Source organism: Paenibacillus suaedae (genome assembly GCF_032337355.1).
GTDB classification, from domain to species: domain Bacteria; phylum Bacillota; class Bacilli; order Paenibacillales; family Paenibacillaceae; genus Paenibacillus_B; species Paenibacillus_B suaedae.
Genome location: NZ_JAVYAA010000007.1, coordinates 184,710 through 209,951, shown reverse-complemented (window position 1 = coordinate 209,951; position 25,242 = coordinate 184,710). Strand labels below are relative to the sequence as shown.

Genomic DNA, 25,242 nt, shown 5'->3' with positions numbered 1-25,242 from the left:
GGTTGTCTTGTACGACCTTCTTGTTAAGACTGTAAAGAGTTTACATAAAATTTATGACAGACTCTATCTACTCGCTAGTTCATACACCTCAATGCATTTTTTATTTATCCAGTCTATTGCTATTTCTGCTTCTTCTCTTAACATAACGCCTCGCTTGCATTTATACTGAAAATTTTCTTTTGCCCAGACCAGTATGATCTTTGTATATTCTAAAGTCTCAATCTTACATGTACTGTCCTCTTCATCATCTTCAGCAAAGATATCTTCAATAGTTGTAAAAAATTCATCTGATTTTATTAAGTTTACATTCCCCCCCCCTTCATATAAAGTTGTCTTTCCTGCTAGTAATTCAAGTAATTTTTCAATTTCATCCTTTACAGTAGCAAAATCGCCAAAAATATCCGAACCTAGTGAATTACTAATCAGATAACCATTCTTTAATGATGTATCAATACCAAAATCCAAAATAACCTCATTAAAATCTTCATTAAATTCAATTGTATACAAATATTTAATCATGTTGTTATCTCCATTCTTCTTAATACAACGGATATGCTGACGTAATTTTGCCACTTTTTATAATAAATTCAATAGTAATTCCTGTACTTGCAGTCCCTCTATATCTATTATTCTTGTAAACAACTTTGTTGTTGAAAGCTATATTTATCTCGTCAATTACTTGTTGTGGTGTCCAATCTTTCGGAAAAAACGTAGTCTTAGCTTTCTTTAGTATTCCATCAACCTCTATATTGGCTCTGTATACACCATACTCATTAGGGGGATCAACATTTCCAACAACTTTCCCTTTACTATTTGGCATACCTTCATAATGAAATCCAACTGCTTGTCCCTTTATAATTTCGCCCTCAAAGATATGATTTAGTGCGTTACTCGTCGTTCCTTTTTTGAAAGATTCTGTATTTTTTAAATCATCGAGATTCCAACTAACTTTCCCCGTACCCCCACCGCTTGAGTTCTTATTTTTTCCCGAAGTAGAACCCGATGCTGAATTCTTCGGATCGCTCCCCGGATAGTATTTCCGCACCTCAATCTGATTCTTCGTCGGTTCAAGAGGTTTTTGTGTAGACGATTTATAGTTCGCATTTGGCCCATCGTATACCAACTTGTTCTTGGACAATTGACTAGCGGACTGTTGAAAGGCTTTCCAATCTTTCCTTTATACCCCAGTTTACAGTTGACCCCCCACCTATTGGCACCGGCGTCTTTGCACTCGCCTTCGGAAGAGTAGGCCCACTACCTTTTGGTGCAGCTCCTTTCGCCCCCAAAATTAAAGTGAATACGTCAAAGGAACCCATCCAATGCTCCTTAGATAATGGATCATCTGGATTAAATGCTTCTTTGAAGGAACCTGCAATACCCGACGACAACCAGTTCACATAGTCATATGGGGATTCATTGCGCATGTCGGCCCTTGTCTTGTATCCTTCAATTCTACTGCCCACTTCGTCAAACGACCCTACCGTTAACCAGTTGCCAAAGTCGTACAGGGAATCAAACTTGTTGTTATTACGTACCTCTAACCCATTCCAAAAATCAATTCCTATTTCTGCAAAGCTATTTCCCGTTTTTTTAACTCCAGACCAAATTTCTTCTCCGGTCTGCGCGCCCACATCTGCAATTTTCTTTCCCATCGCGAGTTGAGCTTCCGCTTGCTGGATCTGGGCTTCGCCTAGCATAGCCAGCCATGACCGGGATTCTTCTTGCTTCGGTTTCGGCTGCTCTGCCATGTTACGATCGTAGTTCGCCTTCCAGCGTTGTCTCACTTCAGGTGGAATCTGCTGATACGCTTGAGCCATCGCATTTGACTCTATTGCTATGTTTTGAACCAGCTCTAGTAGACCGCCAGAACTTGCTATATGACGCGCACTTGTGAACACCTTGCCCAGCAGCCACTTACTATAATAGGCATCTTTGGCTTTCTCGTGCTCGTATTGACTGATGAGTCCTTGCATGAACAAACCGGCCAGATATTTCAGCGGATGCAGCCCACCTTTTGCGCCTCCACCTCCAGCATGACTCGTCCCTGTACTTCGAACAGGAACAGCAGCGCTTGCTAGTAGACTCGTACTCACCGCCGCTCCGACAAATCCGCCTAATGCTGCTCCCACCGCTACTCCTACTACTGCTCCAGCTACTGCTCCCATCATCGGAATAGCGCCTAGCAGTTTGGACCCCGTACCCAGCAATCCATCGGCTTGTTTTTGATCCGCCGGGTTCGTGATCTTCGCGGTCGGGGTATTTGTGTTGTTAGATGAACCCTTCTTGGCTGCGGCTTGTGCTGCTTCATAGTCTTTGATGTTCATTAGCGGAGGCTCCGGCACAGGAGGAAGATCCATGACGAACACTGGAGCCTTCACCGTTCCCTCTTGATCCACCACCGGGGCCTTGATATCCGTTTCACCATCTAGTACCATGCTGCTGGCTCCGCCTGTGAGGTACAATGCACTTCCTGCGGTAAGCGACAATTCCTGACCTGCATCCAGCTTCACGTGACCGCCTTGAATCCGCACATCTCCCGGGCTGCTGACGGTAATGCCGTTCCCTTCATGGAGTGTAATTGAAAATCCTCCCGAGGTAGACAGCGTCAGCTCTTGTTCAGACATGTCCACGCCGCTTCCTTGCGCATGTCTCCATACTTTAACGTCTGGCTCCCCTTGTCCCTGGCGATGCTGTCGCGAATCCATGACATAGGCTTCATGTTCCCGGCTCGTCGGCAAATAAAGCTCCACACGCGCCCCAACCTCCGGCATATCGTACCAGCCACTATGGTCTTCTGCTGCATAGCGAGTGGCCACCGGGAACCAACATGCTTTAGCCGGGTCTTGCTTAGGGTCGATATCCAGTTGGAGCTGTACCAAATCTTGCTGTACCTGTAACACGCTGCCCGTCAGCGCAATCCCCGTAGCTTGATCATTCTCATAGCGGGCATAGCGAATATCCTGTTCAGCCTGGAGATCGTAACGGGTAAGCAGCAGTCCATCCTTCATCCGTGTTACTGCCCGAACAACAACTAGCTCTTTCCCAGATCCAATCGGTAACGCGATGCTATCACCCAACGCATAGTATTGCAGGCTCTCGATCACGTAGGTCACATACGAGCCCGCACGTTTTCCGGGCTTCCCCGTCTCAAGTTCATGGAACGTCCTACGAACCTGGTAACTTACATCCCGTTCCAGCTTGTACAGTTTGCCTACCGGCATTCCGAAGAAGACCTTAGGCGACGCTGCAGTTACCTCCGGCACCAGCACTGACCCAAAGCGAGCGGCCAGACGCTTTAAAAATGCCCAATCTGTCTCCTCATATTGTAAAACAAAAGTTCCCAGTTTGGTATTGTTGGTTACGGTATCGATGGCGTCTCCAAACTTGTATTTTCGAATCATCGTTGTGACTACACTTCGAATCGCTACATCGGTGAGAGCATCTGCCACTGCTTTCGTATCGACATCTGCGCGGATCCTGGTATACCGCCTCAACGAAGCAAAAATCGTAGTCAATTGACCAGTCGTGATGATTCCGAAGAAACTCAAAAAAGGACATGTTTTGCATGAAATTGAGAACTCGTAATATAAGCACCTGCTCATCGTCTTCTTCGCGTTGCATCTTTCCTAGCCATAACCCGGCTTGATCACTCACGAATATTCCGCTTTCGTCTTTTACATACACTCTATACATCCACATTACATATTTTTCGATTACAATAAGACAATCGTCCGTGACTAAGTATCCGTCGAAATGCATGATATCGTGTTCCCGCCCAATTTTAATGACTGCCTTTCTCACTCCCAACTCACCTACTTTCTTATTTCTTACGTAACAGTGCTTCGCTATACGTATATGTAACCTCGAGTCTTCCTTCCAGCTCGTCTTTAACGAGACGAAGACCGTTTCAAAAAAATCTCCTGAAATCGATATAAGTTACATTGCATATGGTTCGCTTTTCACTTTCATCACAGCTCCTCCTAATTATCTTTGTATTGTAATCACGTCATTTTGGTTATAATGTTCAGTATTCACGTATTATTAGCAAATATCTATTTTGAATCAATTTCAATAATTTCACAGGAATAATAGGATTATATCTTGTATATACGTCGTTTTTCTAAATATTACTTGCATTTACGTCATACCTTGCATTGTCTTCTCGCATTTCACAAGATATACTAGTAAAAAAGACGGAAATACAAGCAAAAGTGAGGAATTAAAATGGCTTTATCAGAGAACATGAGGGCAATTCGCAAGGAAAAAGGTCTTACTCAGCATGAATTAGCCGAGCTTGCGAATCTATCCAGATCATATATTGCAGATGTTGAAAGAAAAAGATATAATCCTAGTTTCGAGTCAATTCAAGCAATCGCAAATGCATTAGGAGTCAAGGTATCAAAACTGATTGGAGAAAGTACAGAAGATATCGACAAAGAAGAAGACTGGACACAAGAAGAAATCGAAGAGATAACAAGATTTAAGGAGTTTATAAAGTCCAAGAGGAAAAAGTAGTAGTTAGCATTAGAAATGTTATGATTCCGGATTCCGAAAGTGGAGACACGCGGAAACATACACGAAGCATAAACACCACGGTACTATAACGCCTTGCTCTCGTTTAAAGGGAAAAATTGGCGTTCGGTAATCATAATGAAGAAGATGCTCGCATTGATTCTGGGTATGAAAAGAGCTTATTCCTCCTTAGCGTTAAGTTGGAATAAGCCTTTGAAGTTTATTAAGTGTATCTTAATTCAGTGCTTGATTTGTTGGTTGTACTGTGCGATCTTGTTGTTAGGAAGTAAACTCCAGTTTTACACGTATAAAAGTTCTATTATTCTTAAGTTACTCTAGTCCAAATGAGCTTTTAATCTCACTTAAAAGCTTATTTGCTGCTCGGTCTGTTTTTGTTGATGATTTTGGCTTTCAGTAACTAAAAAATAGATTGGGAAAAATCTAAACATCCTACCGTGTCTTCTTTAGCAGTTGGATAAGTTTCAGTATCTCACGCACTTGTTCTAGCAGTTGCCGCAGCTTCCCGATCTGCAAGAGCCGCAGGTGTTTCTCCGCAGTTGCCGGACTTCTGCCGACTGAACCAATCTACATTGATCATACGCTAGCCCCAATCTGACTGCTAGGTGAGGCTTATTTGACGTTCACCTTTTGTTTAATTTCCTCTAATCGAGCTTCAACCTCATCCTTAGCATTTGGATGTCGAATTAAATAATCCGTGCTTGCTTCTTTTAAATAATAATAGAAAGTAGGGTAATCCAAAACTATAGTCTGGTCTTCGTCTACTGCAGGGTAGTCAAAAAAATAGCAAACTCCATCTTCTCCGAAGTACCCTTCTTCCCACTCTTCTAGTTCACCTGCAAATAAACACCAGATATGCTCGTTACCAAAACCCTGCTTGCTACAATACTTTTCCATTGCTTTGATAAAGTTCCCATCTCCGATGGCAAAGTAATAAAGATCTATCAGCTTATTCTCAGAAATATGTTCATTTGACATACGCTTGCCTCCTTACTCCTATTTGCCTTCAAATGAAGGATGGAAATTTGTGATGTTCCCACTATCATTAAGATATCCCGTAAATCTAAGTCCATTAGATGAATATCCAGTGACTAATCTCCCATTAATCACACCATTCTCCATAGCCTCTTTACCCCATACGATCATTTGTTCATTTGAAATTACAATAGGATCATAGACTGTTTTTGGTTGAGGTATATTTTTATATTGGCCAGGCACTACCTTCAATTCCCTGTCTAATGCAGGAAGTCTATACTCTATTTCATAAACCCCAGCAACTGTAGGATGTGGAGTTCTTGAGACAATGACATCGTCTAGCTTCCAGCCTTGCTCCGACAGGATTTTTTCAAAGCTTTCTAAACTATGGCCTCCGACAACACCTTTATTCCCTTTTCTAACGATCCCTTGTGCATTTATCATATGATCGTCAAAGCTATCAACATACTCGAAATTGTTCTTTATTACAGGTACACCATTACCCGTCCCCTCACCGCTTGATTTCTTATTTTTAGAACCCGATGCTGAAGTCTCCGGATTGCTCCCCGGATAGTATTTCCGCACCTCAATCTGGTTCTTCGTCGGTTCAAGAGGTTTTTGTGTAGACGATTTATAGTTCGCATTTGGCCCATCGTATACCAACTTGTTCTTGGACAATTGACTAGCGGACTGTTGAAAGGCTTCCAATCTTTCCTTTATACCCCAGTTTACAGTTGGCACCGGCGTCTTTGCATTCACCTTCGGAAGAGTAGGCCCACTACCTTTTGGTGCAGCTCCTTTCGCCCCCAAAATTAAAGTGAATACGTCAAAGGAACCCATCCAATGCTCCTTAGATAATGGATCATCTGGATTAAATGCTTCTTTGAAGGAACCTGCAATACCCGACGACAACCAGTTCACATAGTCATATGGGGATTCATTGCGCATGTCGGCCCTTGTCTTGTATCCTTCAATTCTACTGCCCACTTCGTCAAACGACCCTACCGTTAACCAGTTGCCAAAGTCGTACAGGGAATCAAACTTGTTGTTATTACGTACCTCTAACCCATTCCAAAAATCGATGCCTATTTCCGCAAAGCTATTTCCCGTCTTTTTAACTCCAGACCATATTTCTTCTCCGGTCTGCGCGCCCACCTCTGCAATTTTCTTCCCCATCGCGCGTTGGGCTTCCGCTTGCTGAATCTGGGCTTCGCCTAGCATAGCCAGCCATGACCGAGGTTCGGTTTCGGCTGCTCTGCTGTATAACGATCGTAGCTCGCCCTCCACCGTTTTCTCACTTCGGGTGGAACCTGCTGATACGCTTGAGCCATCGCATTTGACTCTATTACCATGTTTTGAACCAGCTCTTGTAGACCGCCTGAATTTGCTATATGACGCGCACTTGTGAACACCTTGCCCAGCAACCATTTGCTATAATAAGCATCCTTGGCTTTCTCGTGCTCGTATTGACTGATAAGTCCTTGAATGACTAAACCGGCCAGATATTTCAGCGGATGCAAACCACCTTTTGCGCTTCCACCTCCAGCATGACTCGTCCCTGTACTTCGAACAGGTATAGCTGCGCTTGCTTGCAGACTCACACTTACAGCCGCTCCGAAAAATCCGCCTAATGCTGCTCCCATTGCTGTTCCCACTACTGCTCCAGCTACTGCTCCTATCATCGGAATAGAGCCTAGCAGTTTGGACTCCGTACCCAGCAATCCATCGGCTTGTTTTTGATCCGCCGGGTTCGTGATCTTCGCGGTCGGGGTATTTGTGTTGTTAGATGAACCCTTCTTGGCTGCGGCTTGTGCTGCTTCATAGTCTTTGATGTTCATTAGTGGCGGCTCCGGCACAGGAGGAAGATCCATGACGAACACTGGAGCCTTCACCGTTCCCTCTTGATCCACCACCGGTGCCTTGATATCCGTTTCACCATCCAGCTTCACGTGACCGCTATAGTACCTGGCTATAACTCAATTCACATTCAGACGAAAAAAATAGCCAGTCGCTGAGTGATTTTCGGACTGGCTGCAGAATGTGTTTTGATCCCTATCTACAAATCTTATATTATTCGGGCAAAGTATACATCACATCAAAAGGATTCTTATCTTCAAAAAAACGAGTATACAAATTTTTCATATCTGCTGCACCTAGGTTGTTCTTGTCACTGCGTATTAAACGCCCTAGTTCTACTAATATATTTGCTTCTTTTGGACTGACAATTTTTCGATCTAACATATATTTTGTGCTTTCTGGTGTTTCCCAAGCCCAATCATTTACCGCTACTTCAGAAGACGGATATCCAAATGACAATGAACCGATATATGCATACTTTGAACACAAAGGATGAACAATTAACAAAAATGTTGAGATTACCCCGGAGCGGTATCTTATCCTCTTGAGCGTTTTAACTTCATTAGCGAATGACTCCAAGTGACTAGGTAAATCTCCCCAATCGCTTTCGGACATTAACACTAAGATTTCAATTGCTAGTTCTTTATTTGGAGTTTCCGCCAATTTCGTGAAAATTTCGTTCATAGTAACGCCAGTAACTGTAAATGAGTTAAAACATCTTACTGCTTCCGAAAAAACCACTTCCCCTAACGACACCAATCTTATATACTCGTCTAACAGTTTAGTATCGTTGCTAACATAATGCGGAGACTCGATAATAGTTTCAATTATTTGAGCCTTTGTACTGTTATCCTCAACCAAGGGAATCATGCTAGCAAGAAAAGCAATACTATCGCTTTCTAATGCATTTATAGCAGAGCTATTTTTTAATAAATTTAGCGTTTCTGCCAAAGTACTATCATAATCTTCTTCTAAACAAAAGTCATATATCGTTGAGATGATTTTTTTGTCCATATGTCTCCTCCAAGTATTCTATTTCATTTCTAATTAATGATTCTGAATCACTTTCCATTCGATACCACCTTTTGTCTCCCTATAAAGAAGCCTCATTATATTCGATAATCCTGTATTTTCTAATTATACAAGGTTCTCTTTCGTGTATAAACTGGATGAACTGTATACTTCTTCCTACATACTAACTGCTGTGTATTTCGACAATTTCATTTCCGGTTCTCTGTTGATCCACGATAAGGACAACTAACATTTTTCTTTATTGACATATTAAAAAGGCTCATCCTCCCTATCGTTCAAGTTGGAATAAGCCTTTGAAAGTTTATTAAACGTGTAGATCAAGTTTTTAGTGTTTTGTTTGTTGGTTGTATTGTGCGTTCTTGTTGTTGGGATTGTAAATAAGTTTACACAAAATTATTGATTATTCCTCACCCACAATGATAATGGGAGTGAAGACGACTGTGAACCCTTTAAGCAAAATATTCATTTACTATTGCAGTTAATTGGTCATTTCCTAACTCAATGTTAGTCAAGTAATAAATGAAATAATCTTCTACTTCACTTTGATTGAAAAGGCTCAGATATCGAAATGCAAGTAATGTAGCACTATCTTCTCCATAACTTTTTTCTAGTTTTGATTTTACATATTGAATTACTGGATTAATAAATCTAATGTCTTTCATCTTAATAAGGGCATTAATGATGAATGCAATCTCATCCTCATTTTCTTTTTCAAAAATCTCACGTATCTCATTCTCTTCTAATTCTTCTAGAAATAGCTGTTCTCTAACTAAATTAAATATTCTTAAAGCCTCCAATTCATCGTTATAATAATCCTCCCAAAAGCTTAGATACGCAAATTGCTTAGGTAATAACGCTGAACATTTATTAGGCTTATTCCATAATGTCCAATCAGAGTTGATTTTATCGGATACAATTTTAAATAAAGCAACTGGATAAGGGACAACTGGATTGGCATCATTTTCTATCCTGTAGAATTCCTCGCCATCTTTGTTAGTTTCCACAGAATAAACTATATATTTTTTATTCTTTGATAGATTCTCTTTTTTTTCTAAACCTTCGATAAGACTTACTCTCATTTATCTTACCCCTCTAATATTAAAATCAGCATCCAATTCAACTATCCAGAATAAGTCATTTTCATTTGCTCTAAGCTTCCTCGGTTTTGATACCTTTCATCGAGCATCCGCTAGAATCGGCTCCATGAAGCAAGCTGTATGTCAAATCGCTACCATTCAACTGACTCTCCTGCCACACCGTTCCTACTAAAACACAGCCATATAGACGGCTATGCTCCATCTCAATCTGGCAAATCGGTCGGGTAAAAAGTCACTCTTCCCACAGAGTATAGCGAGGGGCCTTTAAAATTAACCCAATCAGGCGTAACTAAAGGTCTTAAACTTTCAGTCTTTTCAATTTTCACTCTACCACCTTAACGATTATTAGATTTAGTAGAAAACATTATCCCTTCTATATAAAATGAACTAATGATGGCAATCAAAATCTAATGCAAAGCCGATCAAGATTAGTCATCGGAATTGCCATGATGTGTTGGATCCTTTAGTTCAACTGCATGACTTGTTCTGCTAAAACAAAATGTTCGTGATTTTCTTGCAAGTAGGCATGATACAGAAATGAACTCAATTACTCTCACCCACTTATTTTTCATTTCTTGGCACATAAGGAAAATGGGGACTTCTAGTAGGGTCATCTAGGTGTTCAAACACCCTGTGGCTTCCTGTCGGCGTATCAGGTGTTCCTCGATAAACGTCGTCGCTTGACTCCAGTTTACCTTAATTTCCTAGATACTGCTTCCTAGCGTACAGATCCTTTCCTAGCATCAATAGCACCAACTATGCATCAACTCCATCACTGGTTCCTTTCATCCTTGTATTTATCATATCAGCTTCGCTATTTCATTTTTCAGCTGTGGCGACATCTTGTAGGATTTTGCTCGCCGCCAGTTCTATCTCTTTGTTGAGAGTCAGCAAGAATCGTACTCGCGATTCCTTGGTCTCTGAGTTTCTCCAGCCTCTCACGTCGGTGAATTCTTTTCCAAGCAGTATCGCGCAAACCTATCTTCTGTGCGGATCCATTAATAATTGCACAAAAAAGCCTATTCCATCTGCTGGAATAAGCCTATATAAGTAGGTTTTTCTTTTTTGGAGTTGTAAATCTGATTCACATAAAATTTCTGACATTAATTTTCCGAATTCATCCGTTTATTTCTTCCACTTAAACTGACCTTTTATTTTAGTTTATTAGATTTTGGTTCACAATCTATAAACCCTTTTATTGCTGCACTCTCAGTTCCCAGTCTCTAATTTAGAGTCAAAAATTACAGTTAATCTAAGTTATCCTTAAAAGTAAAAAGAATGTTACTAAAACGAATGCTCCCTTTATCAACAACATCAGAAACTAGTTTTACATTATACTCACACTTCGGATATTGAATTCCTGTTTGTGAAACCTTTCTTTCCTCAATTTCAAGTTCGTTTACATTTACTAATATACTCGATATTTGATACATCAACTCTAATATTTCCTTATGGGATTTATCTCTTAAATTTCCTTCATAAACAACATTCCCATAAGTGTGACTTGAAACAATATTTTCTTTCGCTTCGTCATCTATAAACATAAACTCTTCTTCTAATACGAATAATGAAGTCTGAAATCCCAAAAAAGAGAAATAGCAATCTTTATCCTCATCGATGCTTACATATCTAATTTGTTCATTTGTATCCTGTACCTCTTTTTCATCTAAAGTAAGAGCTTTAACACATATATTTGGGTGCTTTTTAAGTGGTTTCACCAAATAACTCATAATCTCTTCATTCGTAAAATTCATGCAATGATTACCTTCTGAGTTAACGTTATCCATCTCAGTTCACCCTCATATTTAATTATTTCGTTCGTACTACGGAGCCTATTGGCAACAGCATATTGGCCTCGTAGAAAATTTATTAGAATTTCAGGTTTCTTACTTTACGTTACTAATATTCATTCCTCTACTCTTAGTCCTGTTTCTCTAGGGAAACAGACTCATATTCGCTAAAGATTGCTACTAACAAAAGTTTCCAGTTCATTAGTGTTTTTAGATTCAGGCGCACTTATCAGTAGCTTTACAATTACCTCAGTTACTTTTGAAAATGAGAATTTGCTGGAGCCTGATTCTCCATGAGCACCAATATAAAACTCTAGATCACCGCTCGGAAACTGCGATGTTTCTTCAATAACATTTACTGCACTATTTAAAACAGCCTCAGCGTACTCAAGCGGTATTCCAACGAAAACATTATCTGATTTCATTGCAATATTATCATTTAATAATTCATCCTCATCCTCCCCAACATTAACAGTAATATTCACCCTATCATCATTACCAGGAATAAACTTAACACCTAAGAGGGCGTAGTTACTCATGTCCCGACGAGAAAGCAGCAATTCTAGGGCCAAACTAGTAGGCCTAGTATAATTTTTTGGTTTTACTTTAACTGATGACGTTAAATTATCCACTACTTTATATCTCATTTCAGGTAAATCGTTTATCCATATTCTCCCCCGACGAAACTGTCCTAAATTATCTAATATAATCATTCTTCTACCCCCCAAAACTTTCTCCAGTTTTTATTAAATATATCTGGCATTGATTTGATGACATCAGCATGATATACGCTAAATCGAGAAACATCATATTTTTGAAGCGCCATCTCATGAGCGGTGTCATAATCAATTCCTTTTTTCATCATCGTTGATTCCGAAACCTCGTGCATGTAAAAGCTTGCATCGGCACCAGATATTTTTTTATTATTAGCTAAAGCTTCTTCAAGCCTTTTAATCATAGCTAAATTCTCAGGGAAGTCTCCAAAATTTTGTGAAAGATGCTCTTTAACAATGTTTAAACCTTTCGGAGATACATTCAGTTCCTTTCCTTCTATTTTACCTAAACCTTGCCCAGTCTGCCCACTATATGAAGAATTATTAGCACCAGTTTTACGTGTACCTTCACCTGCCCCCTCAAAGCCATCCTTCCGCTTATTTACATCCAGATTACCTTGTTCCCTTACTTTTGGCACCGGCGTCTTTGCATTCACCTTCGGAAGAGTAGGCCCACTACCTTTTGGTGCAGCTCCTTTCGCCCCCAAAATTAAAGTGAATACGTCAAAGGAACCCATCCAATGCTCCTTAGATAATGGATCATCTGGATTAAATGCTTCTTTGAAGGAACCTGCAATACCCGACGACAACCAGTTCACATAGTCATATGGGGATTCATTGCGCATGTCGGCCCTTGTCTTGTATCCTTCAATTCTACTACTCACTTCGTCAAATGCCCCTACCGTTAACCAGTTGCCAAAGTCGTATGGAGAATCTAACGATTTGTTTGCACGTACTTCTAACCCATTCCAAAAATCAATTCCTATTTCTGCAAAGCTATTTCCCGTTTTTTTAACTCCAGACCAAATTTCTTCTCCGGTCTGCGCGCCCACATCTGCAATTTTCTTTCCCATCGCGAGTTGAGCTTCCGCTTGCTGGATCTGGGCTTCGCCTAGCATAGCCAGCCATGACCGGGATTCTTCTTGCTTCGGTTTCGGCTGCTCTGCCATGTTACGATCGTAGTTCGCCTTCCAGCGTTGTCTCACTTCAGGTGGAATCTGCTTATACGCTTGAGCCATCGCATTTGACTCTATTGCTATGTTTTGAACCAGCTCTAGTAGACCGCCAGAACTTGCTATATGACGCGCACTTGTGAACACCTTGCCCAGCAGCCACTTACTATAATAGGCATCTTTGGCTTTCTCGTGCTCGTATTGACTGATGAGTCCTTGCATGAACAAACCGGCCAGATATTTCAGTGGATGCAATCCACCTTTTGCGCCTCCACCTCCAGCATGACTCGTCCCTGTACTTCGAACAGGAACAGCAGCGCTTGCTAGTAGACTCGTACTCACAGCCGCTCCGACAAATCCGCCTAATGCTGCTCCCACCGCTACTCCTACTACTGCTCCAGCTACTGCTCCAGCTACTGCTCCCATCATCGGAATAGCGCCTAGCAGTTTGGACTCCGTACCCAGCAATCCATCGGCTTGTTTTTGATCCGCCGGGTTCGTGATCTTCGCGGTCGGGGTATTTGTGTTGTTAGATGAACCCTTCTTGGCTGCGGCTTGTGCTGCTTCATAGTCTTTGATGTTCATTAGTGGCGGCTCCGGCACAGGAGGAAGATCCATGACGAACACTGGAGCCTTCACCGTTCCCTCTTGATCCACCACCGGGGCCTTGATATCCGTTTCACCATCTAGTACCATGCTGCTGGCTCCGCCTGTGAGGTACAATGCACTTCCTGCTGTAAGCGACAGCTCCTGACCTGCATCCAGCTTCACGTGACCGCCTTGAATCCGCACATCTCCCGGGCTGCTGACGGTAATGCCGTTCCCTTCATGGAGTGTAATTGAAAATCCTCCCGAGGTAGACAGCGTCAGCTCTTGTTCAGACATGTCCACGCCGCTTCCTTGCGCATGTCTCCATACTTTAACGTCTGGCTCCCCTTGTCCCTGGCGATGCTGTCGCGAATCCATGACATAGGCTTCATGTTCCCGGCTCGTCGGCAAATAAAGCTCCACACGCGCCCCAACCTCCGGCATATCGTACCAGCCACTATGGTCTTCTGCTGCATAGCGAGTGGCCACCGGGAACCAACATGCTTTAGCAGGGTCTTGCTTAGGGTCGATCTCCAGTTGGAGCTGTACCAAATCTTGCTGTACCTGCAACACGCTGCCCGTCAGCGCAATCCCCGTAGCTTGATCGTTCTCATAGCGGGCATAGCGAATATCTTGTTCAGCCTGGAGATCGTAACGGGTAAGCAGCAGTCCATCCTTCATCCGTGTTACTGCCCGAACAACAACGAGCTCTTTCCCAGATCCAATCGGTAACGCGATGCTATCACCCAACGCATAGTATTGCAGGCTTTCGAACACATAGGTCACATACGAGCCCGCTCGTCTCCCCGGCTTCCCCGTCTCCAGTTCATGGAACGTCCTACGAACCTGGTAACTTACATCCCGTTCCAGCTTGTACAGTTTGCCTACCGGCATTCCGAAGAAGACCTTAGGCGACGCTGCAGTTACCTCCGGCACCAGCACTGACCCAAAGCGAGCGGCCAGACGCTTTAAAAATGCCCAATCCGTCTCCTCATATTGTAAAACAAAAGTTCCCAGTTTGGTATTGTTGGTTACGGTATCGATGGCGTCTCCAAACTTGTATTTACGAATCATCGTTGTGACCAGATCATCGTAGGTACGATGAATATCCTGATAGGATCGCTTCTTTATCTGGATATCCATCTGATAGGAATGCGAAGCGGCTTCCAGCTCAAAGGTATACACGCCCCGAAAGCAATGCACGGATAGGCGCGTTACAATCCCATGAAACAGTCGTCTTACCGATTGTCCTCGCTCATCCAACTGGCGGATAACGATCGGTTCCTCTTCCATGTTCTGTCCAATGCATGCAGCTCCCTGCTCTTCTGACAGCATGCCGCTTACCGTTACATATGCGTGATCGTTGATGGTTCTTGTAATTTGAAGCTTCTCTATATGTTGAGGCTGAAAGGGACCGTAGAAACGCAGACTTTCATATCCGATTTCGTTATGTAATGCACTCAAATGAGCTCATCTCTCCTTTCGGGCGGCATAAAGCCGCGGTCACTTCCGAAACCTGACGTCTTTGAGAGCCGAACCTTAATCCAACTCCTGCCCGTCATTTTCGATTTGGATATGACCACAATATAGACACTGAAGGGTACAGTTCTGCATCAAGGCAGGCTGACCCTCGATCTTCACATCACTTTTCCCGTTCAGCCACGGCATGGTCAGCATCGGAACACATGGAGCCTTCTTCACGCCATAGATGTCTACCATCTCACTGGCCTGCACGGCTGGATTTAGCGGGCTGGAGCAGTTCCCAAAAGACTCGATGTTCACCCCGGGCACGTAATCTCCAATATTCATTTGTGCTTTGTTTTTAATGTAGACGCCATGGCTAAAAGGCCTTTTCAGACGGGTAGGCTGCGTACCATAACTACAGCTTAAGATCGCTCCTGCCACGACATAGCTTTTTTTCGCAGCACTTCCCGGCTTCACCTGAGTTTCTTCCATCTTGCTTTCTCCCCCTTCATGCCTCCATCTCAACTCTTTGCAATCGAATGCCTGTAAAGAATCGTCGTAACAGGCTTTCCGCCACAGCCAAATGGATATAAATATGAGGTTCGATGGAGCCCTTAATCCGAAAAACAGGCGATTCCAACTCCCCCTGTCTCAGTATCAAACGCTTCAATGTCTGATTGGGGTACCATTCCGTTTGTGCGGACAAACAATCTTCCATCGGCGGACGAAGCAACCAATATACGTCCTGTTTGGCCTGCTTGAAATCGGTAAGAATGACCGCTCTCCATTCCAGTCCGGGCATATATTTCTCCAATAATGATTTCATCCGATCCGACACCAGCGGCAGAGGAAATTCCAAAAAATCCGGGTACACCGTTTGTTGACTGGTATGCACAGCTAGAAAAAGAGGGTCCTCCTGCTGGTTCTGTCCCTGTGGATCTGCCAGGATATCTCTTACTTGCAAAGGAGACATCGCAGCAGGCTCCACTCTGTTCTTTACCCGCTCGTCTACCATCAGTCGAAAATATCTCAATGCAGCCACTCCCTTTTACTAACGGTGTCCCTCGACTGTGCAGGCGCAGATGGATCACTATATAGATGGGATTTCTCAAAGGTTCCCGAATCCAATCCAATGGCTTCTCTACGCTGTACATCTGTAAAAATGACTCCTTGTACATTAGCTCCCGTAAAATCAGCCCCGATCAAACAAGCGCCGGCAAAAGATGCGCCTGATAGATCTGTCCCAGCAAAGCAGGCATCCGTTAGATCCGCTCCGGTAAAAATCGCTCTTTGAAGTAACGCATTTTGAAATACGGCTCCACGCAACTGCGCACCTTGAAAGCTGGTCTTATGCAAGCTTGCCCCTGTGAAATCTACACCGGCAAAACCCAATGGCTCCCAATCCAAAGAAACATCTGATCCATATCCGGCGCTGCCCATAACGGCATCCAATATCGCCCCTTTCATCGAGCATCCGCTGAAATCGGCTCCATGAAGCAAGCTGTATGTCAAGTCGCTACCATTCAACTGACTCTCCTGCCACACCGTTCCTACTAAAACACAGCCATATAGACGGCTATGCTCCATCTCAATCTGGCGAAAAGCTGTATAGCGAAAATCCAGCAAACTATAATCTCCATCCGACAGTTGGACTTGGGTCAACGCCTGATAACCATATGCATGCTCTTCTTTTTCCTCTAGCCATAACCGAATCTCATCTGCCTCCATGGCTCTGTGATCTTCTCGATACACCGATACACTGTGGTCCATGTATTCGCCCACACGAATCTCGAACGTCTCTTCCCGCTCCAACTCTTGAAATTCCGGCAAGCACACGGCCTGCTTCATCGCGAGACGAACCATATTTACAAGGAGTGCATGAATATGTGCTGCCGCCTCCAGCATGGCATGCTCCCATTCAAGCTCCGATAGTGAAACACTCCGCTTCTCTACTTCCCCTTGCAATTGCTGCCGGAAATCGGACCAATAGGAATATGACCAGCTCGCATCCCATTCAAATCGGATCGGTTGGGGATCAAGCATCCATAAGGCATCTGAAGCTTCTACAAGATAAGCAGGCCGCTCCTCCAGCCATGTGGTACGAAGCGCGGAGTACGTAATATAGCCGATTTTCCCCTTTTTACCTTGAATCTGCTCTTGTCGAATATCCCGGCAGTATCCCCGAAAGTCCTCGATACAGGCCTTCATCCGTTGCTCTTGCACCGCCTTGAACTTCAGTGCCCAGTGTCTGCGGATCAGGTACCACGCCAGATTCGAGGCGGCTTGCTGCGGGTCTAGCTCTTCTTTAGGCTTCTCCATTTACATTCCCCCACGATCTGAAGCTCTTCATAGGTCATATCATCAAGCTGCCTTCATTCGTTCGCGAACTATAGCCTAATTCGACTTCACTTCGCTGCCCTTCATATCGGCTGATCCGCTCAATTGAATATGACTGCCCTTGCAGTCCATACGCAGCTCGCTGCCTGCGGACAAGCTCATCTTCTTCCCTGCAGACAAGCTCAAATTGCCACCCGCTGAGATACTTACCTGCTTGCTGCTTACAATATGAATGCCTTCCTTGTCGTCCAGCTTAATAAAAATAGAGCCATCTTTCCCCGTCACGACCAGTTCATCCGGTCCCAGACGGATTTCCTTCCCATGGGGCGTTCGCCAGATCTTTATCTGCGGATTGGAGAACTTGTTGTGTCCGCTTCCTCTACCCGCACGTCGGACCGCACTTCCCGCAACGCCATCTTCTTCACGACTTCCCGGGAAATATAAAGACACCGGATCCCCTTTCTCCGGCATTACATACCAGCCTGTATGTCCTCCGCCGCTATACACCGCCGAATAGGTAAACCAATGCGCCTGCTCGACCGCCTGCTTCTCATCGCAGTCCAGATGGATACGTACCTGATCCTGACGCACGTCCATGACCACCCCGCCTAACGAAGCACCAGCCAGTTTGTCCTGATAATATCGTTTCTGCCTTAATCCTTGGTACGAAGTAAGCACATATTGATGGCGCAGTAAGCCCTGCCTCATCTCCGTATAGGCCTCAATGACAAACAAACTATGTCCCTTAAAAGCTAACCGAGCCCCCAAGTCCAGCACCTCGTCCGTCTCTACCTCATAAACAATAAAATCATTCTCGCCCACCTTTGCCTGTTCATTCTCCTGAAAATAACGAAAAGGCAGCATTTGCTTGCGCACGGTATAACGGGTATGATCCAGCACCACTTGTGCCGGGCTATCCTCGATGCCGAAATAAAATTTAGGACTGTCAAAACGGGCCACAGGCATTAGACTCGTATGATAGTGGGAAGCCATGCGTCTTAAAAAAGCCCAGTCCGTCTCCTGATACTGGATGGCAATTCGGCTGATGGGCTCTCCGCCTGTCGCCCCATCAATCACATCCAGCCCTTCATAATCCTTGCCGACGATCTCCAGCATCTGAGGAATCGTCATCTTCGTATATTGAAAAGAGCGGGTACGCTGTTGAATATCCATCCGGTAGGTATGAGAAATGGCCTCAACCATGAGGTAGTAAACATCCCTTTCAACCCTTACTTCGACCGTTAGTGCGATCCCGCTGAATAACGGCTTGCTTTCGCCCGATTCGTCCCGCTGACTCACCTGAATGACCGTGTTCTTCTCTGTCTTTTCCACATAGCTATCCCGTAGCTCCTCGGGGATGATCCCGGTAAAATAGAGACGGGTGTGCTCGTTTATTTTCTTCGTGAGGGTAAGCTGCTCCAGTTTGACCAGCTCGTAAGGATGGATTTGGATATTTTCGTAGCCTATGCTCATAGCGAATACGCTCCTTTCTCAAACGTAGGAGGTAAGGGCACTGACACCGTTTGGAGCGACTGTACCGTATATTCCGCAACAGGCAGCCATACCTCCATGTCCGATTCCACACAGTTAAACGTCCCCATCATCACCTGTCCTGCATGGATGAACAACAGGATCTCGTTGTACAAATTCGTATCCACGCCTGCAGCTATAAAACGGATTTGCCCGATGGATAGACCGGAACGATTCACAATCACTTGAGTACCCATCCAATTACGGATCGGTTGTACAGACCGCAGAACGTCTGCCATCTGCTCGACAAAATCAGGTAGCTCCTCGTCCGTCAAAGGGGTTTCGGTTCTATTAAAGGTGATATTCACCGTTCCATCCTCCGAAGTATAAATGAGCTCCGGACGATGCTCCGAAGGATATTTAAACTTGGCTTGCGCAAGCGGCATTAGCTTAAAGAATTTCGGGACGCTAACCGCCATTTGTCCGTCCAAAATCGCTCTCATTTCCAAGGTAATGAGCTTATCGCCCAGCCATAACGTTGAGTTTTTTTCAGTTATGTTTTTATCGTGATTATTTACAGTCGTTTGAGATAGGATCGTATTTTCATTATTAGATGCAGCATTCTGATTAAGCTTGTTTTTGATGCTAAGGATCTGCTCGTCCATATAGTTCATAAGGGTAGTCCCTTCTTAAAAAAATATGACTTTTTGGAAAATGCAATCGGAATCGAAGCGCTGTCGTTCGAATAAATGACATCCGGTCTGTGAGCCGATGAATATTCGCCGCTGCTGCTTCAGGTGGTAACTCCTGCTTTTTAGAACCTCTGACTCAATCCACTATCATCCGCTGCCGGCCACCGTGCCGTACATCAGGAGACAGCGCTCTGCCTCCTCCCGCTTCACTCAAAATTCTCCGCAGGCCTGCGAAGATTCGCTCATTGCTCAGCTCGCGGTATCCCGTTCCGAGACGCTGACCGAGATAATGCTGAATGACGTTCCGTTCCACGGCGCCGCCGTTCAGGCAGAGCATGGCGAAGCTCGCATCATAGGGGTGATCCGTGCCGCTCTTCAGCAGCTCATTGGCGAAATACTGCAAAATGAATGGAGACAGCGTGCTGCTTCCGATGCCGGCATACGGCACATGGATGACGTTGAACGTGTTATACTCGGTCGCCAAGTCGGCAAAACCCTGATAATCCGCACGCAGCCGGGCACCCTCCTTCAGCTTGAACCGACCGAGCTCCAGCTCGTCCGTCTGCACCTGCATGTCGTTCTCATCAAGCACGATCTCGCCCGGAAGCGTCGTGAAGTCGCTCGCTGCCTGTTCCGTGAGAAAGCGAATTTTGAGCACTGTCTCCTTGCCGTTCGAGGAATACGGAAGTTCGAAATCCTCTTCCATGGTATATAAGCGGCCGTCATGCTTGACGATGCCTTTGGCAATCATCAAGCTTTCTGCATTGACCTGAACTTCGCCGCCCGCGATGATACCGTCGGAATAGTGCTGGTAGATGATGTCTGCGAACTGGCGCGGATAATCGCGCAGGCTCTCCAGCATGGCGGTTTTCAGAATCCGGCCTTTATGGAAATGCGGCATTTGGTGCGTAAACAAGGCGTTCCCTCCTTTCTCCTTAGACTTTGTTCAAAAAATTCGTGATTCCTTATTTCAACCCGTCGAAGAAATCCAGCTCCGACAAATCATTTTCGAACGCATAGAACTGCTTCTTCCCGATATGGAGCTGCTCATTCACCCGCGCAACTGGTACTGCGTTGAAGCCCCAGCTGCCATCGCCCGCAAAAACGAACCATTTCGCCTCGCCGTTGGCAATCGAATCCGTATCGTCCTGTGGAATGCTGGCGCCGTACTGGGCGGCGATCTCCTCGTATAGAGCGGGGCGGTAATCGGCAAAATCATTCCGATATGTCACTGTGTGTCTCAATTGCCCGTCGCCTCCACGAATATGGAACTCGATCTCATGCGCGCTAAGCGGCCGCGAAATCGAGCCCTGTGCCTGATCCAGCCGCTCATAGCCGGAGATGAGCATCTTCTCCCACCCGGTATGTGTCCAGGCACTGACCGAATACGGAACGACCGGCGCATGATTCGTTAGCTGCGCCTCGATAAGTCCCGACTTCCGAGCGCTCAAGTAACGCAGGGCACCACGCAAGCAGGCCAGCTTCAGCTCCGGAACCTTCCCCGAATCTTCCGCCTTCTGTCGGAATTCGATTGCTCTTCCCGGTACGAATTCCTTCAGCGCTTCCCGAAACACGTCGATGCGGCAGGATTGACCTGTCAGCTTAATGATGGAGTAGTCCTGCAGCCTACCGTCGCGGTAGAACTCGTCCAGAAACTTGCGTACGATGGCGTATATGTCTCCACGAATCAACTGGTTCATTTCTTGAATGTTGAACACGATGTCCGGCGGCTCGTATACGTCCCGGAACTGCCCGTTCTCGCGCAGTGACAGGCACCATCGATCCACGGCCGTAAGATTCAGGTCGCTTTCTGTCCTGCTTCCCGTCCCTGAGTGGAATCGATTGCGAAGAATGCCCGTTTTGCGGAAAAATTCCTTCTTCATGCCGTCCGCCAGCTCCCACAGCACATAAAAATTGTTCCGCACGCGCTGATATTCATCGCGCGCATGGTTCTCATATTCCTTGAACCGAGTTGGAAGAAAGTGCTCCGTCTCCTTATAACGGGCGTCGAAGCGTGAATAGACCGCATGTGTGCCGTATTCGTCGACATGCCGATAAATGTCCGTGGCCGGAATGTCGATCAAGCTATCAATGTCCGGCAGGCTCGCCTTCCTGTAAAAGTCAGCAAATGTGATCTTCATGTACTGCATGATGCGATATGTCAGATTGTTCCCGCCGAAGTTCGTATCTCCGTTCTCATAGGATGTATGGATATCGAGCTTATAGGCGATATGCCCATCCTCGATGCGGAACCGGCATGACGACAGATCGGTCGTTCCTCCGCCGCAGTCGATCACGAGCGCTTGATATTCTTCGCCGTCCAAAAACCGCTGCTTCTCCATCTGATCAGCGATCGTGTTGTACAATACGGCCAAGCCTTCATCCAGCGCATCCCTGGTCTCGATGCGGTACTCCGGCAATATATCCGCGAACATATCGATGAATTGTGTCTTCATCTTGACCGGGCCCGATAGATGGAGATGCTTGAAGCGGCATTTGAATTGATGCTCTGCCGTTCGGATTACATGCCGCATATAGGCGCGCAGCAAATCGCTTCTGCTTACCGTTGCCGCATTCCCATGTCCGTCCGTCACTTCCTCCAGCCGCTTGTAATTGTTCACCCAGCGCTTCATTCCATGGAACACGGAGGCGCTGGAGCTGTACCCACTTTTCCGCTTATCTTGCAGCGCATCGCTGCCGAAGCTGAACCGGATTCGCTCCGGATCAGAGCAATCTGCGATTCCGACTACAGTAGGCATCGACTCGATCCATTCCCCTTCCTTGGATGTTCCGTCAGGGAAGCACACATAGTTGATACGATCAAGCCGGATTCGCCCGTTCAGTAGATCCGTCGCATTTGGTGAAGCCACGTACCCACCGTGCAAATACGCCCCTGCCGTTGTATTCGTCGTCCCGAAGTCAATCGCCAACACCGCGTCCGTCTCTTCCAGCTCACGGATATCCAAATCCGCCACCGGAATCTTGTAATAGTACAGATTGGCAGGCGGCTGCGGGGTGCTGCGATAGTACGTGCGATACACATATTCCGATACTTGCTTCGGGAAAAAGAGCAGACTGTATTGGCGATTCGCCGTCTTCCTCACTTTCGCTCCCTCGCCCATCGCAAGCCAATAGCTGCCCGGACGCAGACTATCCTTCACCAGATTGAGGATCGCGCACAGCTCCATATGCTCATTAACAAGCAGCACGTTCGATTCGGCAATTTCCGTTCCCGCTTCCACCCTGTATCCATCATGCCGATCGAGCTTCAAGCCGTCGTACAGCGTAATCTTGGCCGGAACCCGAATACCTCCGTCATTCGGCAGCGGTATGCGGAGATAAGTTTGTACCATCTTCTCGACCCGTTCAAACCCGCCCGGGCTAGCCGTTTGAATGAGCTGGCTTTCCTCCGCCCCCCGGTATTTCATGACGGTTGCAATTAATCCGTCGCGATCAAGCGTATGGATCATTCCTTCAATGAGCTTCTCCTGATGGCAAATGTTCCGGAGCTGAAATGTCGTCATCTCCGATAGTTCCTCCCGGGTATATTCCACATGCTTCCGCCCCGCATCCCGCTTGGCCGGCTGCTTATAAAGCCTATATGTATAATACTCGCTCATCTTTGCCCCCTCCCGGCCGCCTCGCGTCCAGCCTTGCTTCTTATCTTTATAAGTTAATACAGCGACACATTTCCAATCCGCATCGTATCCTCCATGCCAATAATGCCGAAATGATCCTGCCAATACACTTCCGTATGGAATCTTGCCGGCAGGAACAGCTCCTGAATCAATTCGAGCTTCATTCGCGCCGGTTCACTTTCCTCCTGTCCGACATAGAAGAGAAGCTCGTCCCGATCCTCGCAGTTCGCATAGATCGTCGAGCTGCGGAAGATGCCACGCATCGTATCCTTGAGCAGGTATATCGCCTCACCCGTCTCATATAGCCGCAGCACATTCCCCGCGATCACCTCGCGCTGCTCTTGATTGAACAGGCCGATCCCCTTGCTGACGCGCAAACCGAACTTCCCCTCTTCCATGTCGCGCAGCACGAACTTTATGTAATACTCGCGCCGGTTCATCCCCTGATAACGATCAATTTCCGTCACAAAGTGAAGCACGATATCGAACAGCGTTTGGCGCAGCTCCACATCCTCTTCATTGTTAATGTCGAACATGTCCTTGAACAGATCGTAGAACCGATAATACGGATTCACCTCGATTGTGTCCGGCACCGCATTCGCCCAAACGTTGAGCTCCTCCAAGCTCAGTTCCATATAAGGCGAATACACCTTGGCGGGGACAAAGCAAAAATCCGACGCACTCAGGCCGGATTGCTCTGCCTTAATAACCAAATCCCATATGTAATTCACGCCAATACCCCTTCGCACTTATACTCGGGAAAATGCATCTGCACCTCGGAAACGAGAAAGCTCATCAGATCATGCAGAATGAACTGCTCTCCTTCCGACACTTCGTCCTCGACTGCGCGGAAGCTAAGCCGCATCATTTTCTTATCCAGTACCGTCCGCACATTGTCGCTAATGAACGAGTTCATCTCATAGGATTGTTCCCCGCCGTTATTCGCTTCCAGGATATCCACATGCTCCAGTTGAAGCATCTGCGCTGCCTCAAAAGCATTCACGAGCCGCACAATCTCGCCCTTGGAGCGCACGATTTGGGCTTGCTTCCGCGCATATTTGCCGATAAAGCCATCTGCTCTCCGATTGGATACCAGCTTGTATTCCAAGCTTCCAAGCCGGGATTCCGAAGGCTGCGCAATCTTCACGACCGTCCACATGCCGGATTTCTCATGCGGCGACACAATCGTCAAATCGTCTCTCGTTCGCTTGATATAACGAATGTGCTCCTCATTTCCTTCCACCAGATAGCCATGTTCGCTGCCCAGCTTGTGAATCGCCAGAACATGTTCGTAATTAATTCGATCGGCTGCAGGCTCGGGAAAGCCGTCGTTCTGAATGGCAAGCCGCTCGATATTCCAGAGCGGTACGAGATCCACGTGCTTATGAGGCTCGAATTCCTCCAGATTAACGGTAATTTCGTTGATCTCCTCCTCTTCCCGCAAAGCACTGTCGCAGTCCGTGAGCCATACGTCAAAAAATTTATAAGCGTATGGATGATTCAATGTCTTCCATGGAACGCTGTTCTGTTGAAAGACACGGTATAGCTTCTCGATCTCGTTGATGTACAGTCGGCTTTGCGACAAGCGCACCGTAATCGCATAATTGCCCCCTGATGTCTTCATCTCTCCGCGGAATGTTCTTTTCCCTGACATCAGGTTATGCAGCCTTGCAAAGTCACACTGCAAAAACAGAGTTAGCAGCAGCGCTTTCCCCTGCTGCTTCATCTGCTCGACAAGACTTCCCATTTCTATCGTTTTGTGTGCCGTGTCCTCCGGCAGCATCGGGCGGAGGAAATCATGAATCGGGTCGACATCATCGCGGCGGCACATCGATACGAAAATATCGTGCTTTTCCTCGACATCCTCAATTTCGTCGAATACCTTGCGCTCTATTTTCCGATTCATGTCTTCCTGATATTCCACCAGGTTCAGGAACAATCCAGTCATTACATTTTTCAATAACTTGCGCTGCTCCAGATCCTCCATCCTGCTCAATCGATCATGTATCAGTTCCTTCATGGCGCCTGATGGACTCCTTCCTTGTT

20 protein-coding genes and 2 pseudogenes are annotated in these 25,242 nt (G+C 45.7%); 1 reads left to right on the top strand and 21 read right to left on the bottom strand.

Annotated features, from left to right (window positions below; genetic code table 11):
• Positions 1-63: 63 nt before the first annotated feature.
• The 3 genes from RQP50_RS24105 to RQP50_RS24095 all read right to left on the bottom strand — a co-directional run bounded on the left by RQP50_RS24105 (position 64) and on the right by RQP50_RS24095 (position 3,548).
• Complete coding sequence (locus RQP50_RS24105; protein ID WP_315746989.1) at positions 64-519, bottom strand: hypothetical protein; 456 nt, start codon at positions 517-519, stop codon at positions 64-66.
• Between the two features lie 19 nt (positions 520-538).
• Entirely contained in the window at positions 539-1,045 is a 507-nt protein-coding gene (locus tag RQP50_RS24100) for an EndoU domain-containing protein (protein ID WP_315746988.1), read from the bottom strand.
• 97 nt (positions 1,046-1,142) lie between these two features.
• The gene (locus RQP50_RS24095) at positions 1,143-3,548 is read right to left on the bottom strand and encodes a hypothetical protein (RefSeq protein WP_315746987.1); all 2,406 of its coding nucleotides are present in this window, start codon (positions 3,546-3,548) and stop codon (positions 1,143-1,145) included.
• 676 nt (positions 3,549-4,224) lie between these two features.
• Between RQP50_RS24095 and RQP50_RS24090 the strand changes: the two genes are divergently transcribed.
• Positions 4,225-4,515 (top strand): helix-turn-helix domain-containing protein, encoded by a 291-nt coding sequence (locus RQP50_RS24090; RefSeq protein ID WP_315746986.1) that lies wholly within the window; start codon positions 4,225-4,227, stop codon positions 4,513-4,515.
• A gap of 627 nt (positions 4,516-5,142) precedes the next feature.
• On the opposite strand, the gene cdiI is transcribed toward RQP50_RS24090, so the two are convergent.
• The 18 genes and pseudogenes from cdiI to RQP50_RS24000 all read right to left on the bottom strand — a co-directional run bounded on the left by cdiI (position 5,143) and on the right by RQP50_RS24000 (position 25,216).
• Positions 5,143-5,508 carry a ribonuclease toxin immunity protein CdiI gene (gene cdiI / locus RQP50_RS24085; RefSeq protein ID WP_315746985.1) on the bottom strand — a complete coding sequence of 122 codons (366 nt, stop codon included), beginning with the start codon at positions 5,506-5,508 and terminating at the stop codon, positions 5,143-5,145.
• Positions 5,509-5,526: 18 nt separating this feature from the next.
• Positions 5,527-6,681, bottom strand: coding sequence for a CdiA family toxin C-terminal domain-containing protein (locus RQP50_RS24080; RefSeq protein WP_315746984.1), 1,155 nt, complete (start codon positions 6,679-6,681; stop codon positions 5,527-5,529).
• Positions 6,682-6,773: 92 nt separating this feature from the next.
• Positions 6,774-7,448, bottom strand: a pseudogene (locus tag RQP50_RS24075) (hypothetical protein); the annotation flags it as partial.
• 127 nt (positions 7,449-7,575) lie between these two features.
• On the bottom strand, positions 7,576-8,376 hold the full coding sequence (locus RQP50_RS24070) for a hypothetical protein (RefSeq protein WP_072730071.1): 801 nt from the start codon (positions 8,374-8,376) through the stop codon (positions 7,576-7,578).
• A gap of 467 nt (positions 8,377-8,843) precedes the next feature.
• Positions 8,844-9,473, bottom strand: a complete 630-nt coding sequence (locus RQP50_RS24065) for a hypothetical protein (RefSeq protein WP_072730070.1) — start codon at positions 9,471-9,473, stop codon at positions 8,844-8,846.
• A 94-nt stretch (positions 9,474-9,567) separates the two neighbouring features.
• Positions 9,568-9,702: pseudogene (locus RQP50_RS24060) on the bottom strand (pentapeptide repeat-containing protein); the annotation flags it as partial.
• Positions 9,703-10,738: 1,036 nt separating this feature from the next.
• Positions 10,739-11,278 carry a hypothetical protein gene (locus tag RQP50_RS24055; RefSeq protein WP_072730068.1) on the bottom strand — a complete coding sequence of 180 codons (540 nt, stop codon included), beginning with the start codon at positions 11,276-11,278 and terminating at the stop codon, positions 10,739-10,741.
• A gap of 170 nt (positions 11,279-11,448) precedes the next feature.
• On the bottom strand, positions 11,449-11,994 hold the full coding sequence (locus tag RQP50_RS24050; RefSeq protein ID WP_072730067.1) for a hypothetical protein: 546 nt from the start codon (positions 11,992-11,994) through the stop codon (positions 11,449-11,451).
• Positions 11,991-15,059, bottom strand: a complete 3,069-nt coding sequence (locus RQP50_RS24045; RefSeq protein WP_315746983.1) for a contractile injection system protein, VgrG/Pvc8 family — start codon at positions 15,057-15,059, stop codon at positions 11,991-11,993. The genes RQP50_RS24050 and RQP50_RS24045 overlap by 4 nt, the downstream gene beginning before the upstream one ends.
• Positions 15,060-15,134: 75 nt before the next feature.
• Positions 15,135-15,551 carry a DUF4280 domain-containing protein gene (locus RQP50_RS24040; protein WP_021261075.1) on the bottom strand — a complete coding sequence of 139 codons (417 nt, stop codon included), beginning with the start codon at positions 15,549-15,551 and terminating at the stop codon, positions 15,135-15,137.
• Between the two features lie 16 nt (positions 15,552-15,567).
• Positions 15,568-16,074 (bottom strand): hypothetical protein, encoded by a 507-nt coding sequence (locus tag RQP50_RS24035; protein ID WP_072730185.1) that lies wholly within the window; start codon positions 16,072-16,074, stop codon positions 15,568-15,570.
• A gap of 14 nt (positions 16,075-16,088) precedes the next feature.
• Entirely contained in the window at positions 16,089-17,378 is a 1,290-nt protein-coding gene (locus tag RQP50_RS24030; RefSeq protein ID WP_315746982.1) for a pentapeptide repeat-containing protein, read from the bottom strand.
• 75 nt (positions 17,379-17,453) lie between these two features.
• Complete coding sequence (locus RQP50_RS24025; protein WP_315746981.1) at positions 17,454-18,869, bottom strand: hypothetical protein; 1,416 nt, start codon at positions 18,867-18,869, stop codon at positions 17,454-17,456.
• Positions 18,866-19,540: a hypothetical protein gene (locus RQP50_RS24020; RefSeq protein ID WP_315746980.1), complete on the bottom strand. Its 675-nt coding sequence runs from the start codon at positions 19,538-19,540 to the stop codon at positions 18,866-18,868. The genes RQP50_RS24025 and RQP50_RS24020 overlap by 4 nt, the downstream gene beginning before the upstream one ends.
• A 154-nt stretch (positions 19,541-19,694) precedes the next feature.
• Positions 19,695-20,474 carry a DNA and RNA helicase gene (locus RQP50_RS24015; RefSeq protein ID WP_315746979.1) on the bottom strand — a complete coding sequence of 260 codons (780 nt, stop codon included), beginning with the start codon at positions 20,472-20,474 and terminating at the stop codon, positions 19,695-19,697.
• A gap of 49 nt (positions 20,475-20,523) precedes the next feature.
• Positions 20,524-23,178, bottom strand: coding sequence for an Hsp70 family protein (locus tag RQP50_RS24010; protein WP_315746978.1), 2,655 nt, complete (start codon positions 23,176-23,178; stop codon positions 20,524-20,526).
• Positions 23,179-23,231: 53 nt separating this feature from the next.
• Positions 23,232-23,933 carry an iron-dependent peroxidase gene (locus tag RQP50_RS24005; RefSeq protein WP_315747073.1) on the bottom strand — a complete coding sequence of 234 codons (702 nt, stop codon included), beginning with the start codon at positions 23,931-23,933 and terminating at the stop codon, positions 23,232-23,234.
• A complete protein-coding gene (locus RQP50_RS24000) occupies positions 23,924-25,216 on the bottom strand; it encodes a normocyte-binding protein (RefSeq protein WP_315747072.1) in 1,293 nt (430 codons plus the stop codon). Before RQP50_RS24000 ends, RQP50_RS24005 begins: the two co-directional genes overlap by 10 nt.
• Between the last annotated feature and the right edge of the window lie 26 nt (positions 25,217-25,242).